This window comes from Novosphingobium sp. LASN5T, assembly GCF_003856955.1.
In the GTDB taxonomy this organism is placed as follows: domain Bacteria; phylum Pseudomonadota; class Alphaproteobacteria; order Sphingomonadales; family Sphingomonadaceae; genus Novosphingobium.
In genome coordinates this window covers 162028-178022 of the sequence record NZ_RQSI01000004.1, presented here as the reverse complement: position 1 = coordinate 178022, position 15995 = coordinate 162028, and the positions used below count along the sequence as shown (strand labels likewise).

General features: G+C 67.1%; 17 protein-coding genes and 1 tRNA gene. 8 read left to right on the top strand and 10 right to left on the bottom strand.

Annotation, left to right across the window (positions count from 1 at the left end; all coding sequences use genetic code 11):
• Window positions 1-54 precede the first annotated feature (54 nt).
• Window positions 55-423, bottom strand: coding sequence for a hypothetical protein (locus tag EH199_RS05205; RefSeq protein ID WP_124808206.1), 369 nt, complete (start codon window positions 421-423; stop codon window positions 55-57).
• Between the two features lie 139 nt (window positions 424-562).
• Between EH199_RS05205 and EH199_RS05200 the strand changes: the two genes are divergently transcribed.
• Entirely contained in the window at window positions 563-1078 is a 516-nt protein-coding gene (locus EH199_RS05200) for a sterol desaturase family protein (RefSeq protein WP_124808205.1), read from the top strand.
• Window positions 1079-1115: 37 nt separating this feature from the next.
• Here the strand turns inward: EH199_RS05200 and EH199_RS05195 are convergent.
• From EH199_RS05195 to EH199_RS05180, 4 genes are all read right to left on the bottom strand, one after another.
• Window positions 1116-1190: transfer RNA gene (locus tag EH199_RS05195), tRNA-Thr, on the bottom strand.
• A 28-nt stretch (window positions 1191-1218) separates the two neighbouring features.
• Window positions 1219-2103, bottom strand: coding sequence for a hypothetical protein (locus tag EH199_RS05190; protein WP_124808204.1), 885 nt, complete (start codon window positions 2101-2103; stop codon window positions 1219-1221).
• The gene (locus tag EH199_RS05185; RefSeq protein WP_124808203.1) at window positions 2100-3062 is read right to left on the bottom strand and encodes a hypothetical protein; all 963 of its coding nucleotides are present in this window, start codon (window positions 3060-3062) and stop codon (window positions 2100-2102) included. The genes EH199_RS05190 and EH199_RS05185 overlap by 4 nt, the downstream gene beginning before the upstream one ends.
• The gene (locus tag EH199_RS05180; protein WP_124808202.1) at window positions 3043-4365 is read right to left on the bottom strand and encodes a replication-associated recombination protein A; all 1323 of its coding nucleotides are present in this window, start codon (window positions 4363-4365) and stop codon (window positions 3043-3045) included. The genes EH199_RS05185 and EH199_RS05180 overlap by 20 nt, the downstream gene beginning before the upstream one ends.
• A gap of 129 nt (window positions 4366-4494) precedes the next feature.
• Between EH199_RS05180 and EH199_RS05175 the strand changes: the two genes are divergently transcribed.
• From EH199_RS05175 to EH199_RS25050, 5 genes are all read left to right on the top strand, one after another.
• Window positions 4495-5148, top strand: a complete 654-nt coding sequence (locus EH199_RS05175) for a PadR family transcriptional regulator (protein ID WP_124808201.1) — start codon at window positions 4495-4497, stop codon at window positions 5146-5148.
• Window positions 5149-5222: 74 nt separating this feature from the next.
• Window positions 5223-5684: a hypothetical protein gene (locus EH199_RS05170; RefSeq protein WP_124808200.1), complete on the top strand. Its 462-nt coding sequence runs from the start codon at window positions 5223-5225 to the stop codon at window positions 5682-5684.
• An 80-nt stretch (window positions 5685-5764) separates the two neighbouring features.
• Complete coding sequence (ruvA, locus tag EH199_RS05165; protein WP_124808199.1) at window positions 5765-6379, top strand: Holliday junction branch migration protein RuvA; 615 nt, start codon at window positions 5765-5767, stop codon at window positions 6377-6379.
• Window positions 6380-6419: 40 nt separating this feature from the next.
• Window positions 6420-7448, top strand: a complete 1029-nt coding sequence (gene ruvB / locus EH199_RS05160) for a Holliday junction branch migration DNA helicase RuvB (protein WP_124808198.1) — start codon at window positions 6420-6422, stop codon at window positions 7446-7448.
• 101 nt (window positions 7449-7549) lie between these two features.
• A complete protein-coding gene (locus tag EH199_RS25050; RefSeq protein ID WP_370449663.1) occupies window positions 7550-8698 on the top strand; it encodes a PEP-CTERM sorting domain-containing protein in 1149 nt (382 codons plus the stop codon).
• A 161-nt stretch (window positions 8699-8859) separates the two neighbouring features.
• Here EH199_RS25050 and acnA read toward each other — a convergent pair whose 3' ends face one another.
• Window positions 8860-11532 (bottom strand): aconitate hydratase AcnA, encoded by a 2673-nt coding sequence (gene acnA / locus EH199_RS05150; protein ID WP_124808196.1) that lies wholly within the window; start codon window positions 11530-11532, stop codon window positions 8860-8862.
• 235 nt (window positions 11533-11767) lie between these two features.
• Window positions 11768-12673, bottom strand: a complete 906-nt coding sequence (locus tag EH199_RS05145) for a DMT family transporter (protein ID WP_124808195.1) — start codon at window positions 12671-12673, stop codon at window positions 11768-11770.
• A 238-nt stretch (window positions 12674-12911) separates the two neighbouring features.
• Here EH199_RS05145 and EH199_RS05140 point away from each other — a divergent pair, with 238 nt between their 5' ends.
• A complete protein-coding gene (locus EH199_RS05140) occupies window positions 12912-14306 on the top strand; it encodes a L,D-transpeptidase family protein (RefSeq protein WP_124808194.1) in 1395 nt (464 codons plus the stop codon).
• A gap of 35 nt (window positions 14307-14341) precedes the next feature.
• Here the strand turns inward: EH199_RS05140 and EH199_RS05135 are convergent, their stop codons facing one another.
• The 3 genes from EH199_RS05135 to EH199_RS24340 form a co-directional block, all read right to left on the bottom strand.
• The gene (locus EH199_RS05135; RefSeq protein ID WP_124808193.1) at window positions 14342-14980 is read right to left on the bottom strand and encodes a murein L,D-transpeptidase catalytic domain-containing protein; all 639 of its coding nucleotides are present in this window, start codon (window positions 14978-14980) and stop codon (window positions 14342-14344) included.
• A 61-nt stretch (window positions 14981-15041) separates the two neighbouring features.
• Complete coding sequence (locus EH199_RS05130) at window positions 15042-15533, bottom strand: GNAT family N-acetyltransferase (RefSeq protein ID WP_124808192.1); 492 nt, start codon at window positions 15531-15533, stop codon at window positions 15042-15044.
• Window positions 15534-15585: 52 nt separating this feature from the next.
• Entirely contained in the window at window positions 15586-15723 is a 138-nt protein-coding gene (locus EH199_RS24340; RefSeq protein WP_190287136.1) for a hypothetical protein, read from the bottom strand.
• A 32-nt stretch (window positions 15724-15755) separates the two neighbouring features.
• Between EH199_RS24340 and EH199_RS05125 the strand changes: the two genes are divergently transcribed.
• A complete protein-coding gene (locus tag EH199_RS05125) occupies window positions 15756-15953 on the top strand; it encodes a hypothetical protein (protein ID WP_124808191.1) in 198 nt (65 codons plus the stop codon).
• Window positions 15954-15995: the final 42 nt, after the last annotated feature.

Here is a 15995-nt window from a genome sequence, read left to right as displayed (position 1 = left end):
GCGCGCCGGAAGGTTAGATTACGAAATTTTCTTGCGCGGTGGAAAGTCGATCAATCAGCCGCGACGGCCGTCCCAGTCGCGCCGTTCCATGCGCAAGTGCGCGCGGACGTCGTTCACGCGGTCCTGCAACCTGCGCACCTCGTTGCGGTCCAGCCCGCCGCGCGCGAACGCGGCATACTGGCGCTGGATATCGGCGGCCTGGCGGCGCAACCCGCTGGCCTCGCGCGGCGAGATGGTGCGGCGGGCCTGGGCGCGATCGATGTCGGCGCGCAAACGCTGGATGTCGGAGCGGATTTCGGCATTGCGCGCCGGCGTCAGCGCCCAGGCATCGTTGTGCCGCGGCGGCATCGGCTGCGCGAGCGCGGGCGCGGCCGCACCGGCCAGCGCGGCGGGGATGAGGGCGGCGAGAATGAACTTCTTCATGGCTTCGGTCCTTTCAGTCTGCGGTCTCTTCCGCACAACGCCGTTCCTGCCCCCAAGTGCCTGAATGGCCGGAAAATGCGCGTCGCAGCGCTGCAAGAAAGTGTCGCGAACTGTCGCGTCGGGCGGTATGGAAACGGTCATGACCACGCTTGCCGCCACGCTGATCGTCCTTGCCACCGTGATCGCCATGGAAGGCCTTGCGTGGAGCAGCCACAAGTATGTGATGCACGGCTTCGGCTGGGGCTGGCACCGCGATCATCACGAGCCGCACGACGGTTTTTTCGAACGCAATGACCTATACGCGCTGGTCGGCGCGGCGATCTCGATCACCTTTTTCGCCCTGGGCAGCCCGCTGGTGCGCGGGGCTGAGGCGTGGGCGCCGGCCACCTGGATCGGCATCGGCGTGCTGGTCTATGGCGTGATCTACACGCTGGTGCACGATGGCCTGGTCCACCAGCGCTGGTTCCGCTGGGTGCCCCGGCGCGGCTATGCCCGACGGCTGGTGCAGGCCCACAAGCTGCACCACGCGACGATCGGCAAGCACGGCGGCGTCAGCTTCGGCTTCGTCTTCGCGCGCGACCCGGCGGTGCTGAAGCGCGAGCTGAAAGCGCAACGGGAGCAAGGCATCGCGGTCCTGCGCGAGGCGGTTGAGTGAGGCAGAGGAGTTGCGCGAACAGCGCTGGACGATGAAATGGTGCCGGCTGAGGGATTCGAACCCCCGACCTTCGGTTTACAAAACCGCTGCACTACCACTGTGCTAAGCCGGCGCGCCTGAGCGTCGCGGTCTCCCTAGCCTCAAGGACAGCCGAAGGTCCAGCCCTCCGTTCGCGCGATGGCATCGGTCAGCAGAGCGGGCGCCCAGAGTTCGGCGCGGCCGGCATTCGCGCGCAGCCAGGCGGCGGTGAGCAAGGCATCGCTGCGATGGTCGTCGATCGCGCCCCGATGCCCGGCGGGTGCGCTGCCCAAAGCGGCGAGCGCGGTGTCGAGGTCCGCTCCGTCGCGGATCTTTGAACGGGCGGCACTGCGGCCGGCGGCGATGGCGGCGATCGTGGTGTAGATTTCGACCAGCACCGATCCGCCGGCGGGCAGCGGGTCGACCGGCCAGACCGGCAAGCGCCCCTCCATCCGGTGCAGCAGGCGCATCCCCGAAAGGCTCGACTTGCCCACTTGCGCCGCACCGACGAGGTTGAAATTGCTATAGGGCTTGCACCCCAGCCGTGCCTGTTCTTGCTCGGTCACGCGGAAGCGGCCACGCCCGTCCGCCGCGCCGGGCAGGCGGAAGCGATCGCCTTCGCGCCCGCCGTGGCGGCGGAAATGCCGCGCCAGTTCCGGGTGATCGACAAAGGCACCGACCGCAAGGTGCGGTTCCTCCGCGCAGAGCCGATCGACCAGCCGCCAGAGATCGCGCGCAAAGACTGGGCTTTCCGCCCAGCCGGGAAAGAACGCGCCGGCATCCGCGAACGCCAGCGACATGCCCAAGTCCATGCCAACGAGCGTATCGGATGGCAGATCCCCCAGCAGCCAGCCCAGCACCTCCGCGCGCGACCAGCGATGGCCTTCGCGCACGAGCACCGGCGCCGCGCTGCCTTCACGACACAGCGCCACGGCGATGCCCTTGTGGCGCTCACCCGCCGCACCGGACCAGTCGATCGCGGCGAAATGGCGGAAACGCCCTTTCACGCCCTGCCGTGTCGCGTCCTGCCGTGGCCTGTCCTGCTCTTGCCGGCCGGTTTGTGGACGCCCGTCTTGCCGGGGCGGGCCTTGTCTTCCTCTTCGGGCGGGGCGCAGCCGGCGTGGCCGGGTTCGATCTCGGTGAACGCGAAATCGTTCTTCAGCAGGCGCAGTTCCATCCGCCGGCGCGGGCCGACATCGCGGTCGAACGGCATCATCGACAGCACCAGGCACGAATCGTCGGCCCAGCGCAGCAGGCGCCAGGAATTGCCGTAAAGCCCGCCCTTGTTGCTGACATCGGCAACGCGCACCACCTGCCGCTTGCCCACTTCCCACACGCGCACGCCTTCGATGCCGCCGAAGCTGGCATCGCTGAACTGGATCGCGGCGAAGCGCTTGTGCCCCGGCGAAAGCAGCGGGCGCGAGACGGTTTCGATCACCCGGCCATGGCCGATGCGATCGATCACCTTGTAGCCGTCGGCCTCGTAACCAGTCCACCAGAAGCCCAGAAGCCGCAGGTCCTCGCTGATGCGGAAGTCGCGCGCTTGCGCCATGCCGTACATGTTGACGCACAGCGTGCGGCCCGAAAGCGTCTTCACGCTGAGCCGGGTGGTCCCGCCGATCACCAGCGCATGCAGCGCGCCCGGAATCATCACCGGCTTGTCCGGGAAGTACCGGCCCCGCCGCGGCACTTCGGCGCAGGGCGGGAAAGCGGGCGCGGGCGTGGCGGAAGCAGACGGCGCGGAAGCGGGCGGCACGGGCGTGCTCTCGGGCGAAGGCAAGGGCGACGGCGACGCTGACGGAGCCGGTGACGGCGTGGCGGAGGCCATCAGCGCCGGCGCACCAGTCGCGGCGGGCGTGGCGCTCTGCGCGGGACGCGGGGCTGGCGTCGCGTCCTGCCCGCAGCCGGCAAGCGTCACCATCGTCCCTGCCATCACCAGAAGGATGCTAGCCTTCCCGACGTTCACGCCTTTTCCTTTCCCACCAATCCATCCGTTCGCGCACCTGTCTTTCAAAACCGCGCTCCACTGGGCGGTAATAGTGCTGCGCCCCCATGCCTTCCGGCCAGTAGTCGGCGCCGGAGAAGCCGTCTTCCGCGTCATGGTCATAGGCATAGCCCTTGCCATAGCCGATGTCCTTCATCAGCCGGGTCGGCGCGTTGAGGATATTGGCCGGCGGCATCAGCGATCCCGTTTCCTTCGCGCTTTTCCAGGCTTCTTTTTGCGCGACATAGGCCGCGTTCGATTTGGGCGCCGTGGCGCAATAGAGGCAGGCCTGGACAATGGCCAGTTCGCCTTCGGGGCTGCCGAGAAAATCATAGGCGTCCTTGGCGGCAAGGCACTGGACCAGCGCCTGCGGGTCGGCCAGGCCGATATCCTCGCTGGCGAATCGGACCAGCCGGCGCAGCACGTAGAGCGGCTCCTCGCCCGCCGTCAGCATCCGCGCGAGGTAATAGAGCGCCGCCTGCGCGTCCGATCCGCGCAGCGCCTTGTGCAGCGCGGAGATCAGGTTGTAATGCCCGTCGCGGTCCTTGTCGTAGACCGCCACGCGGCGCATCAGGAACTTCGACAGCGCATCGGGATCGAGCGGTTCGGTCAGCGAGACATCGAACAGCGTTTCCGCCTGGTTGAGCAGGAAGCGCCCGTCGCCATCGGCCGACGCGACCAGCGCCTCGCGCGCGGGGCCGGTCAGCGGCAGGCGCAGGCCGGTGATCTCTTCGGCGCGCCGCAGCAATTCGCCGAGCGCGGCGGCATCCAGCCGGTGCAGGATCAGCACTTGCGCGCGGCTGAGCAGCGCGGCGTTGAGCGCGAAACTGGGATTCTCCGTAGTCGCGCCGACCAGCGTGACCGTGCCCTTTTCCACGAACGGCAGGAAGCCGTCCTGCTGGGCGCGGTTGAAGCGGTGGATCTCGTCCACGAACAGCAGCGTACGGCGGCCGGTGAGCGCCATCGCCTCGGCCTCGGCGAAGGCCTTCTTCAGGTCGGCCACCCCCGAGAAGACCGCACTGATCGCCACGAAGCGCATGTTCACGGCATCGGCGAGCAGGCGCGCGGTGCTGGTCTTGCCGGTGCCCGGCGGCCCCCACAGGATCATCGAGGAAAGCTTGCCTGCCGCCACCATCCGCCCGATCGCGCCTTCCGGCCCGGTCAGGTGTTCCTGCCCGATCACGTCGGCCAGCGTGCGCGGGCGCAGGCGGTCGGCCAGCGGCCCGTCGTCGCGCGGCTCCGATGGTGGCGGATCGGCCGGGGGAGAGGCGAACAGGTCGGTCATCTGCGTTCGTGATAGGGCGTAACCCGCATGGGGGGCAGATAGCGCGCCGCAAAAATTTTTCATCCCCGCTCTTGCGCAACATTCAATAAGATATATCTTAGACGCATCGTGATATACGGAGTAAAGACATTGCGACACGAACAACACCGCTGCGGCCTCGATCGCGGCCGCAACCACGGACGCGGTTTCGCCGCGCGTGGCATGATGAAGATGATGATGGGCGGACGCGGTCCGTTCGGCCGGGGTTTCGGCGATTTCGGCGGCGGCTTTGGCGGCTGGGATGACGAATCGGGCGGCCGGGGCGGTCGCGGCGGCGGCAGGGGACGCGGGCGGATGTTCGCCGGCGGCGAACTGCGGCTGGTGCTGCTGCGCCTCGTGGCCGAACAGGATCGCCACGGCTATGAACTGATCAAGGCGATCGAGGAACTGACCGGCGGCGAATACGCCCCCAGCCCCGGCGTCGTCTATCCCACGCTCAGCCTGCTGGTGGACGAAGGCCTTCTGGCCGAAGTGGCCGGCGAAGGATCGCGCAAGGCCTTCACCGTGACCGAGGGCGGGCGCGCGGAACTGGCGGAAAAGGCGGCCGAAGCCGATGCGCTGGTCGAACGACTCAAGGCGTTCGGCGAACAGCGCCAGCGGCACAGCAGCCCGCCGGTGCGCCGGGCGATGCACAACCTCAAGGTGGCGCTCGGCCAGCGCCTGATGGGCGGCCTCGACGATGGGGTGGCCCACCAGATCGCCGACATCCTCGACGAGGCGGCGCGCCGGATCGAACGGCTCTGATGCTGCCGGACTCGCGCTTGGACGGATGGTTCGATGATGGTATCATGCGCCAGCAGCCTTATGGGGAGAGGCGCATGGTATCTGTCGAAGAACGGCAACCGCTCGAAGAAAGACGTCTGGGCGCGCCATGGCATCTGTGGGTGGTCGGCGTCATCAGCCTGCTGTGGAACAGCTTCGGCTGTCTCGATTACATTCGCACGGTCACGCGCGATCCGGTGGCTATGGCGCAGCTGACGCCGGATACGCTGGCCTATCTCGATGCCATGCCCGCCTGGCTCACGGGCTTCTGGGCGCTGGGCGTGTGGGGTTCGCTGGCGGGTTCGCTGTTGCTGATCGCGCGATCGCGCCACGCCGTGCCGGCGTTCGGGCTGTCCTTGCTGGGGCTGGCCGTCAGTCAAGGCTACCAGATAATGACCGAGCGGCCGCCGGAAATGAGCGGCACCGCGATGGCGATCTTCACCGCCCTGATCTGGGGCGTACTGCTGTTGCTGCTGTGGTACGCATCGTCCATGAAACGGACCGGCGTGCTGCACTGAGAGTAGCGATCACCGGTGGCAGGAAGCGTCACGCATCAGGGGCTGGTGCGCGGCGAACAATCCTGCCATAGGAACAAACCATGATCGCCAAGCTCACCGGCACCCTGGATGACACCGGCCCCGACTGGGCCGTGATCGACGTGAACGGCGTCGGCTATCTCGTCCACTGCTCGGCCAAGACGCTCACCCATCTCGGCATCCGGGGCGACAAGGTCGTGGTCCATACCGAGATGCAGGTGAGCGAAACCGACCAGCGGCTGATCGGCTTCACCAGCGCGGGCGAACGGGCGTGGTTCCGCCTGCTGACGGCCGTGCAGGGCGTGGGCAGCAAGGTCGCGCTGGCGATCCTGTCCGCCCTGTCGGTCGAGGAATTGCAGCGTGCCTGCGCCAATGGCGACAGCGCCATGGTCGCGCGGGCCAATGGCGTGGGGCCGAAGCTCGCCGGGCGCATCGTCAACGAACTGAAGGACAAGGCGGGCGGTCTGGCCGGCTATGCCTCGCCCCTTGGCCCTGGCGGAGAGGCTGTGCCCCTGCCCGCCGGCTCTGCCAGCGCCGACGCCATTTCCGCGCTCCAGAACCTGGGCTTCAAACCCGCCGTCGCCAGCACCGCCGTCACCGCCGCGCTGAAGGAACTGGGCGAGGACGCCGGCCTGAACGACCTCGTGCGCGTCGCGCTGAAGCGGGCGGCGGGGTGATCGCGATGAACACCCGTCTCGCGATGCGGCAGTCGAGCACATGACCGATAACCCTCTCCTTTCCGCCGCGCGGCAGGACGAAGACCCCGACGCCGCGCTGCGGCCCAAGTCGCTCGCCGAATTCACCGGGCAGGAAGCCGCGCGCGAGAACCTGCGCGTGTTCATCGAATCCGCCAAGATGCGGCGCGAGGCGATGGACCATGTGCTGTTCTTCGGCCCGCCGGGCCTGGGCAAGACCACACTGGCGCAGATCGTCGCGCGCGAACTCGGCGTGAACTTCCGCGCCACCTCCGGCCCGGTCATCGCCAAGGCCGGCGATCTCGCCGCGCTGCTGACCAATCTGGAACACGGCGACGTCCTGTTCATCGACGAGATCCACCGCCTCAATCCCGTGGTCGAGGAAGTGCTCTATCCGGCGATGGAGGACCGCGCGCTCGATCTCATCATCGGCGAAGGACCGTCCGCCCGGTCGGTGCGGATCGACCTGCCGCCCTTTACCCTGATCGGCGCGACCACGCGGCAGGGCCTGTTGCAGACCCCGCTGCGCGATCGCTTTGGCATCCCGGTGCGCCTGCAGTTCTATACCGTGGCCGAACTGGAGCGCGTGGTCACGCGCGGCGCGGGGCTGCTCGGCATCGGCATCGACCGGGACGGTGCCGCCGAGATTGCCCGCCGCGCGCGCGGCACGCCCCGCGTCGCCGGCCGCCTGCTGCGCCGCGTGCGCGATTTCGCGCAAGTGGCGGGCACGGACACGATCACGCGCGCCATGGCCGATTCGGCGCTCACCCGGCTGGAAGTCGATTCGCTGGGGCTGGACGCGCAGGACCGCCGCTACCTCACCATGATCGCCGACATCTACAAGGGCGGGCCGGTGGGCGTGGAAACGCTGGCCGCCGGCCTTTCCGAACCGCGCGACACGATCGAGGAAGTGATCGAGCCGTACCTGATCCAGCTCGGCCTCGTCGCGCGCACCGCACGCGGGCGCTGCCTCAACGATCGCGGTTGGCAGCACCTTGGATTGACGCCCCCCACCGGTTCGCTTCCCGACCTGTTCGACAGCGGCAAGTAAACGCGCACGTCCGATCGGGGTAACGGCCTGCCGGGATTCGGTTCCAGTTTGGGACAGAGTTAACCGCGGCGTCGGAAACGGGACATCTTTGGGCATTTTTCATGCCCGAAACCCGGTTAACGCCATTGTCGCGGGGCGATTCATCTGCGTTGTTCGACACGTCAGGAAGGGCGAAGCAGGCTGTTAACGCCGTCATGCTATCGGGCTTCCTCGGGGAACAAGTGAGAGCAACGATCATGTCGGTTCGGATGGCCTTGGCGAAACTTGCAGCCTGCGCGGCGGGCGGCGCCATTCTTGGTGGCGGCGCAGTGCACGTTTCAGAAGCCCCCTCCTCGGGCGAAATTCACCACGTCAAGCCGGTGAAGGTGAAACAGGCCAAGCGCGCGCCGCGCCAGATCGCGCACCGTGCCCCGCGCGAAGTGCATCGCGCCCGCAAGATCGTGCGGACCACCACCACGCGGACCTGCGAGGCGCCCGCGCAGCAGATGGCCATGGTGCCCGTGCCCTATATGCCGCCGATGCCGCCCCAGCCGGTCAGCGGTGGTGGCGGCGTGCCGGTGGTGATCGGCGGCGGCCCGATCGGCGGCTTCGGCGGCGGCTTCTTTGGGGGCTTCTTCGGCGGCGGCGGTGGCGGCGGCAGCGTGGTCGTCTCGTCCACCAGCACCGGATCGTCGTCCACGTCGGGCGGGTCCACCTCCACTTCGGGTGGCTCCACCTCCACCTCGGGCGGGTCCACGTCTTCGACGTCGGGTGGCGTCTCGACCTCCACCGGCGGCGTCTCCACCTCGACGTCGACCTCGAGCGGCAACGTCTCGACATCGACCGGCGGTGTCAGCACCAGCTCGGGCAACGTTTCCACCTCGTCGGGCAATGTCTCGACCAGTTCCGGCAACGTCAGCACCAGTTCGTCGACCTCGACCTCGTCGGGCAACGTCTCGACCAGCTCGGGCAACGTCAGCACCAGCTCTTCGACCTCGACCTCGTCGGGCAACGTCTCGACCAGCTCGTCGACGTCGTCTTCGACTTCCAGCTCGACGAGTTCCTCGACATCGTCGTCCACGTCCACGTCGACCGGCTCGTCGACGTCTTCGTCGACTTCCAGCTCCACCTCGTCGTCCTCGAACGGCAGCACCTCATCCTCGACGTCCAGCGGCACCGAAGTGCCCGAACCGTCGATGGTCCTGCTGTTCGGCGCGGCCGCGGCCGCGCTGGTCGCGCGCCGGCGCTTCACCAGGCCCAAGGCCGCCTGACACCATCGTTACGTCACGGGAACTTTTCCCGTAGCCTCCACACGGTCCGGGAAAAGGGAAGGGCGGCCTCCGCAAGGGGAGCCGCCCTTCTTCTTGTCACGTCATGCTAGTGCAGTGCAGCCCCGGCCTCGCAAGGAGGCCGGGAACAGCCGGCGCGGCGGTCAGGCCGCCAGCTTGCGCAGCACGTAGTGCAGGATGCCGCCGTTCATGAAGTATTCGACTTCGTTGGCGGTATCGATGCGGCACAGCGCGGTGAAGCTGAAGGTCGATCCGTCGGGCCGGGTCACTTCCACTTCCACGTCCTGCCGCGGCTGGAGGTTGGCCACGCCCTTGATCGTGTAGGTATCGTCCCCGGTCAGGCCCAGCGACTGGCGGGTGGCGCCATCCTTGAACTGCAGCGGCAGCACGCCCATGCCGACCAGGTTCGAACGGTGGATGCGCTCGAAGCTTTCGACGATCACCGCGCGCACGCCCAGCAGGTTGGTGCCCTTGGCCGCCCAGTCACGGCTGGAACCGGTGCCATATTCCTTGCCCGCGATCACGACCATCGGCGTACCGGCGGCCTTGTACTTCATCGCCACGTCATAGACCGGCAGCACTTCGCCATTGAACTTCGAGAAGCCGCCTTCGACGCCCGGCACCATTTCGTTCTTGATGCGGATGTTGGCGAAGGTGCCGCGCATCATCACTTCGTGGTGGCCACGGCGCGCGCCATAGCTGTTGAAGTCGGCCTTCGAGACCTGGTGCTCCAGCAGCCACTGGCCGGCGGGGCTATCGGCCTTGATGTTGCCGGCGGGGCTGATGTGGTCGGTGGTGATCGAATCGCCGAGCACCAGCAGCGGCTTGGCCTCGATGATGTCCTGCACCGGAGCCGGCGTCATCGACATGCCCTCGAAGTAGGGCGGGTTGGCGACATAGGTCGAACCGGCGCGCCACTGGTAGGTTTCCGAACCCGTGACGTTGATCGCCTGCCAGTGCTTGTCGCCCTTGTAGACGTCGGCGTAGCGGGCCTGGAACATGGCGCGGTCCATGCAGCCGGCCATCGTCGAATAGACTTCCTCGTTGGTCGGCCAGATGTCCTTGAGGAACACGTCCTGCCCGTCCTTGCCGGTGCCGATCGGGGTGGTGACGAAGTCCTCGATCACCGTGCCCTTCAGCGCATAGGCCACGACCAGCGGCGGCGAGGCGAGGAAGTTGGCGCGCACGTCGGGGCTGACGCGGCCTTCGAAGTTGCGGTTGCCCGAGATCACCGCGCTGGCGACGAGGCCGTTCTCGTTGATCGCCTTGCTGATCGGATCGGCCAGCGGGCCGGAGTTGCCGATGCAGGTGGTGCAACCATAGCCGACGAGGTTGAAGCCGACATTGTCGAGGTGCGGCTGCAGCCCGGCACGTTCGAGATAGTCGGTGACGACCTGCGATCCGGGAGCAAGGCTGGTCTTGACCCAGGGCTTAGGCTTGAGGCCCAGCTCGTCGGCCTTCTTGGCGACGAGACCGGCGGCCACGAGCACGCCCGGGTTCGAGGTGTTGGTGCAGCTCGTGATCGCGGCGATCACGACGTCGCCGTCGCCCAGGTCGAAGTCCTTGCCTTCGACCGGCACGCGCGCGTGGGCCTTCTTGTAGGTTTCGGCCATGTCCTTGTTGAACACGTCGTCCACGTCGGGCAGCGAAACGCGGTCCTGCGGGCGCTTGGGGCCGGCAAGCGAAGGCACCACGGTCGACAGGTCGAGTTCGAGCGTCGAGGAGAAGATCGGCTCCACCGAGGGATCGATCCAGAAGCCCTGCTCCTTGGCATAGGCTTCGATCAGCGCGATCTGCGCTTCCTCGCGGCCGGTCAGGCGCAGGTAGTCCAGCGTCTTGTCGTCGATGCCGAAGAAGCCGCAGGTCGCGCCGTATTCAGGCGCCATGTTGGCCAGCGTGGCGCGGTCGGCCAGCGTCAGGCCGGCAAGGCCCGGACCGTAGTATTCGACGAAACGGCCGACCACGCCATGCTTGCGCAGCATATTGGTGGCGGTGAGCACCAGGTCGGTGGCGGTCACGCCTTCCTGCAGCTGGCCGGTGAACTTGAAGCCGACCACTTCGGGAATGAGCATCGAGACCGGCTGACCCAGCATCGCCGCTTCGGCTTCGATGCCGCCCACGCCCCAGCCCAGCACGCCCAGGCCATTGATCATCGTGGTGTGGCTGTCGGTGCCGACGCAGGTGTCGGGATAGGCCACCGTCGCGCCGTTCTGGTCGGTGCTGGTCCACACCGTCTGCGCGATGTTCTCGAGGTTGACCTGGTGGCAGATGCCGGTGCCCGGGGGCACGGCGTAGAAGTTGTTGAGCGACTTGGAACCCCACTTGAGGAAGTCATAGCGTTCCATGTTGCGGTGGTATTCGATCTCGACGTTCTCCTCGAACGCCTTGGGGTGGCCGAATTCGTCGACCATGACCGAGTGATCGATCACCAGGTTCACCGGCACCAGCGGGTTGATCTTGCTGGTATCACCGCCCAGCGTAGCGATCGCATCGCGCATCGCGGCAAGGTCGACCACGCAGGGCACGCCGGTGAAATCCTGCAGCAGCACGCGCGCCGGGCGGTACTGGATCTCGTTCGACGATTCGCTGGGGTTCTTCTGCCAGTCCACCACCGCCTTCACGTCGTCGGTGGAAACGGTGAAGCCGCCGTCCTCGAAGCGCAGCAGGTTTTCCAGCAGCACCTTCATCGAGAAGGGCAGGCGGGAAATGTCCCCGAACTTCGCCGCTGCCTTGCGGAGCGAATAGTAGGCATAGTCCTTGCCGCCCACGCTCAGCGTGCTGCGGGTTCCGAGCGTATCCTGTCCGACCTGGGTCATGGCTAAGTGTCGTACCTCCTGCCGTTGGCCAAGAGCCATCCATCGGGGCATTCCCGCGACGACGCGATCGTTGCATAATCGGCGCGAAAGTGCGGTTCCGGATGACCCGAAATCGAGTGCGCGATGCGCGCTAACCGCCGCGCCGTCAAGGGTAGCCAAGGTCTAATTCGGCCAAAGCCCAGCATTACATCGGCTAATGCTTCGCAACAGCAATTCAGATCGGAACGAAGCGGGATCAAGCCGCTGGTTCCGGCACTTTCCCGGCGCTCGCCGCATCCGCCTTACCGGCCCGCACGGCGATCAGGCAGCCCGCCACGATCAGGGCGACGCCTGCGAGCGTGCGCAGCGTCAGCGCTTCGCCGAACATCAGCCAGCCGACGATCGCCGCCCAAATGAACGCGGTATATTCCAGCGGCACCAGCACCCGCGTTTCGGCGCGGGCATAAGCCCACGTCATCAGCATCAGCGAGGCGGCGGACAACGCCGCCGAGGTCACGATCCAGCCCAGCGCGGCCGGCGTCGGCGCCGGAGCCACCCACAACAGGCCGGGCAAGAGCACCAGCGCGGTTACCGCGTTCTGGAAGAAGGCCACCTCTTCCGGCCCAGCTAACAGCGCCTGGCGCCGCTGCAGCACGAGATTCCAGGCGTAGAGCACGGCGGAAACAAGGATGGCGCAAAGCCCTTTCACCCCTTCGGCGGAATAATGCCCACCAAGCTTGCCCGCCACGATCACACCCACGCCCATCAGCGCCAGCAGCGATCCGCCCACCGCGCGCCGCCCCACGGGCTCGCCCAGCCAAATGGCGGCGAGATAGAGCGCGATCAGCGGCGCGATGAACGACAGCGCGATGCCTTCGGCCAGCGGTGTGCGCACCACTCCATAGAAGAACAGGATCGCCATCACCCCCGCCACCACCGCGCGCAGGGCATGGAGCCGTATCGTGGACGCCGCCGGCCAGCGTCCGCGCCGGCCAAGCCAGACCGGCAGCATCAGCGCCGTTCCCGCCACGCTGCGCAAGGCCATCGCCGCATAGGCGCCGACAAGAATCGACGCCTCCTTCATGAAGCCGTCCATCACGCTGAACGTGGCAAGCCCCGTCAGCGCGATCAGGATGGGAACGGCATGTGCGTGGCGGGCCATGCGCCAGGCTCCTAGGGATTCCGGCGCCGAATGGAAACGCCATTCGGTCGCCTGCCCGACGGCCAGCGTTTCCGGAACCAAGCGGCAGGTGAATGATTCAGGCTATGGTCAGACGCCGGGCTTGATGGAAGGGCCAAGTGCGGTGCATGAAACATCCAAGGCCACGTCGGCATCCCGGCGGCGGCATCACCCGACGAAAGACAGGGGCTTGTACAGAATGCGTGCAAAGGGTCGGCCGATGGCTCGAACGATGATTTCCGGAACGCTGGCGGTCGCGCTGCTGGCGCAAGCCGGCGTGGCCTCCGCCGCGCAGAACGGCCCTGTCGACCTGACCGCGCAGGCTCCCGCGCCCCGGCCCAGCGCGACATCCACACCGAATCCCGCGCCCGCGCCCGCCGCTTCGCCATCCGCGCCGGCAACCGCGCCGGCGGCTCCCGTCGTTCAGCCCACGCCGGCGCCGCTGCCGCCGCCGCTGGCGGAATGGTCCGTTGCCGACGCGCAGGCGCTGCTCGCCGCGATCCGCGGCATCGGGGCCGAAGGGCTATTTTCCCGCGATTACGAGCCAACCGCGCTTGCCGCCGCCATCGCCAAGGGGCCGGGGCCCGATCTCAACGCGCTCGCCAGCCGCCTGTTCGTCTGGCTGGCCGAAGACCTGCGCGATGGCCGCACCCCGATGACCGCGCGCATCCAGTGGTTCGCGGTCGACCCCGACCAGGACGTGCGCCCGTCGTCGGCGCTGCTGGCCGAAGCGATGGAAAAGCACGACGTGCCGGGGGTGCTCGCTTCGCTCAACCCCACACACCCGGATTACGCCGAACTCAAGTCCATGCTGGCCAAGGCCAAGGACCCCACGCAGATCGCGATGATCCGCGCCAACATGGACCGTTGGCGCTGGCTGGCGCACGATCTGGGCCTGCAATACCTGATCATCAACGTGCCCGAACAGGAACTGCGGCTGACGGTGAACAACAAGGTCATCCGCAGCTATCGCGCCATCGTCGGCAAGCCGGGCAAGACCGCCACGCCGCAGCTGGCCGAACAGGTCCGCAACGTGGTGTTCAACCCGACGTGGACGGTGCCGCAGTCGATCGTGAAAGGTGAAGGGCTGGGCGCCAGGCTGATCGGCAACCCGGCCTCCGCCCGCCGTCAGGGCTATGCCGTCAGCAAATCCGCCGATGGCACGATCACCGTGGTGCAGCAGCCCGGGGCGAACAATTCGCTGGGCCTGATGAAGCTCGACATGCCCAACGAACATGCGATCTATATCCACGATACGCCCAACCGCGCGCTGTTCAACCTGCCCAGCCGCGCGTTGTCGCACGGCTGCATCCGCGCCGAACGCGCCAGCGAACTGGCGATGACGATGGCCATTCTCGGCGCGGACATCACGCCGGACCAGGGTGTCGAATACACGCTCTCCGGCAAGTACACCAAGGTGCCGATGACCAAGACCTTCCCGGTCTACATCACCTATTTCACCGTCGCGCGCGACGTGAACGGGCTGATGCGCAGCTTTTCCGACCTCTATGGCCGCGATGCCCCAGTCATCGCCAGCTTCGCCCAGCCGCGCCAGCTCCACACCAGCCAGCGCAAGAGCAACGAGGCCGTGATCAAGCTCGATAATCCGCTGTAAGGCATCGGCACCGCAAGGCGCGATCCCGCGGGGTTCTATCCGATCCCCAGCCGGTCCGCATAGAGCAGGCGGCCGCCGGAGAGGTGCCACAGCGCCTCGTTGAAGTCCGCTTCGCCCATCGCGAAGCAACCGTCGCTGCGGCCGAGCTTGCCCCATTTCGCCAGCATGTCGGTATTGGCGTACCACGCCGGGTGCATCACGATCGCCCGGTCGAGCGCGTTGGTGTTGTCCGGGTCCACCCCGCCCAGCCGGATCGAGGTGCCGTACTTGCCCTTGTACCATTCGTAGGTGATGAACGCCCCGCGCGAGGTGGCGAGGCTGTTCGGCTCGTTGGAAAAGCGCTTGAGGAAGCCGTCGTGCTCCGGGTCCGATCCCTTGCCGTGGGCGACCAGGAACGAGCGCACCTCGCCCTTTTCGAGATCGGCGAAATGCAGGCGCGGCAGCGAGGACGGCAGCGCGAAATCGGCCACGCCCACCACGTCGGTCCGCCACAGCTGCGCGCGCACGCGCTCCATCTGCTCCTTCGCCACGTCCAGGATGCGGCGGTGCTGCTCGGTTGGCGAATAGGGCTGCGCGAAAACCTTCGCCGGCGCGACCGCGGACACGGCCGCCAGACCCACGCCTTTCAGCACCGCGCGCCGGTCGATTCCGGCTTCGTTCCCACGAGTCTTCATACCACTACCCTGCCACATCGCGCCCTGCCCTAAGCTTAACGGCGCGAATCGTGTCCCCGTGTCAGGAATCTGACGCCTTTGCCCCGAGTCGCGCAAGCGCTTCTCCATCCACGCGCATGACGGTCCATTCGTCCATCGGCCGCGCGCCCAGCGCCTTGTAGAACCCGATGGCCGGTTCGTTCCAGTCGAGAACCCACCATTCCAGACGGGCGCAGTCGCGCTCGATCGCCAACGCGGCGAGGTGCGCCAGCAACGCCTTGCCCAGCCCCGCCCCGCGCGCGGCGGGCCGCACGAACAGGTCTTCCAGATAGACGCCCGGCCGGCCCTCGAAGGTTGAGAAGTTATGGAAAAACAGCGCGAAACCCTGTGCCGCGCCATCCACTTCGCCGATCACCACTTCGGCATAGGGGCGCGGACCGAACAGCTTGGCGCCCAGCACCGCCTCGTCGAAGCGCACCTCGTGCGCCAGTTTCTCGTATTCCGCCAGTTCGCGGATGAAGGCGCCGATCAGCGGCAGGTCTTCGGGCGTCGCAGGCCGGATGGAAATGCTCATGCCCGCGCGGTTAGCGGAGCGCACGCCGTGAGCGCAAGTCAGCCAAGAGAAGTCAACTTGCCGAAATCACCAGCCGGTCGCCTTCCAGCGTCACCTTGCCCAGCCGCTTCAGCGCCGACTGCCCCAGCAGGTTGACCGAAAGATCGCGCACCACCACCGCCTCGACCCCGCCGATCTCGCGCCCGTCCACGGCGAGCCGGTCGATCCGCCGCGCACGGCGCTTTGGAGCGGATTGCCGCGATCCGGGCCATCCGCATCGCGCGCGGCATCCAGATCGGCGACCGTCACCGAAGCCGCATCCGTCGCACCGCTTTCCGGCCCGGCCAGATTGAACACGCCGCCGCCCTGCGCCAGCATCAGCAGCAGCGCGGTCATCCCGACAACAAGAGCCAGCAGGCGATTCATCGCCCGCCGGTCTAACCGCAAGAGGTTGACGATTGGGAAACCGGCCCCCGGGAAACA

Coding starts and splice junctions, on each gene's coding strand:
- EH199_RS05205 (WP_124808206.1), bottom strand. CDS start 423: ATGAAGAAGTTCATTCTCGCCGCCCTCATCCCCGCCGCGCTGGCCGGT.
- EH199_RS05200 (WP_124808205.1), top strand. CDS start 563: ATGACCACGCTTGCCGCCACGCTGATCGTCCTTGCCACCGTGATCGCC.
- EH199_RS05180 (WP_124808202.1), bottom strand. CDS start 4,365: ATGACCGACCTGTTCGCCTCTCCCCCGGCCGATCCGCCACCATCGGAG.
- EH199_RS05170 (WP_124808200.1), top strand. CDS start 5,223: ATGGTATCTGTCGAAGAACGGCAACCGCTCGAAGAAAGACGTCTGGGC.
- ruvA (WP_124808199.1), top strand. CDS start 5,765: ATGATCGCCAAGCTCACCGGCACCCTGGATGACACCGGCCCCGACTGG.
- ruvB (WP_124808198.1), top strand. CDS start 6,420: ATGACCGATAACCCTCTCCTTTCCGCCGCGCGGCAGGACGAAGACCCC.
- EH199_RS25050 (WP_370449663.1), top strand. CDS start 7,550: ATGCCCGAAACCCGGTTAACGCCATTGTCGCGGGGCGATTCATCTGCG.
- acnA (WP_124808196.1), bottom strand. CDS start 11,532: ATGACCCAGGTCGGACAGGATACGCTCGGAACCCGCAGCACGCTGAGC.
- EH199_RS05145 (WP_124808195.1), bottom strand. CDS start 12,673: ATGGCCCGCCACGCACATGCCGTTCCCATCCTGATCGCGCTGACGGGG.
- EH199_RS05140 (WP_124808194.1), top strand. CDS start 12,912: ATGGCTCGAACGATGATTTCCGGAACGCTGGCGGTCGCGCTGCTGGCG.
- EH199_RS05135 (WP_124808193.1), bottom strand. CDS start 14,980: ATGAAGACTCGTGGGAACGAAGCCGGAATCGACCGGCGCGCGGTGCTG.
- EH199_RS05130 (WP_124808192.1), bottom strand. CDS start 15,533: ATGAGCATTTCCATCCGGCCTGCGACGCCCGAAGACCTGCCGCTGATC.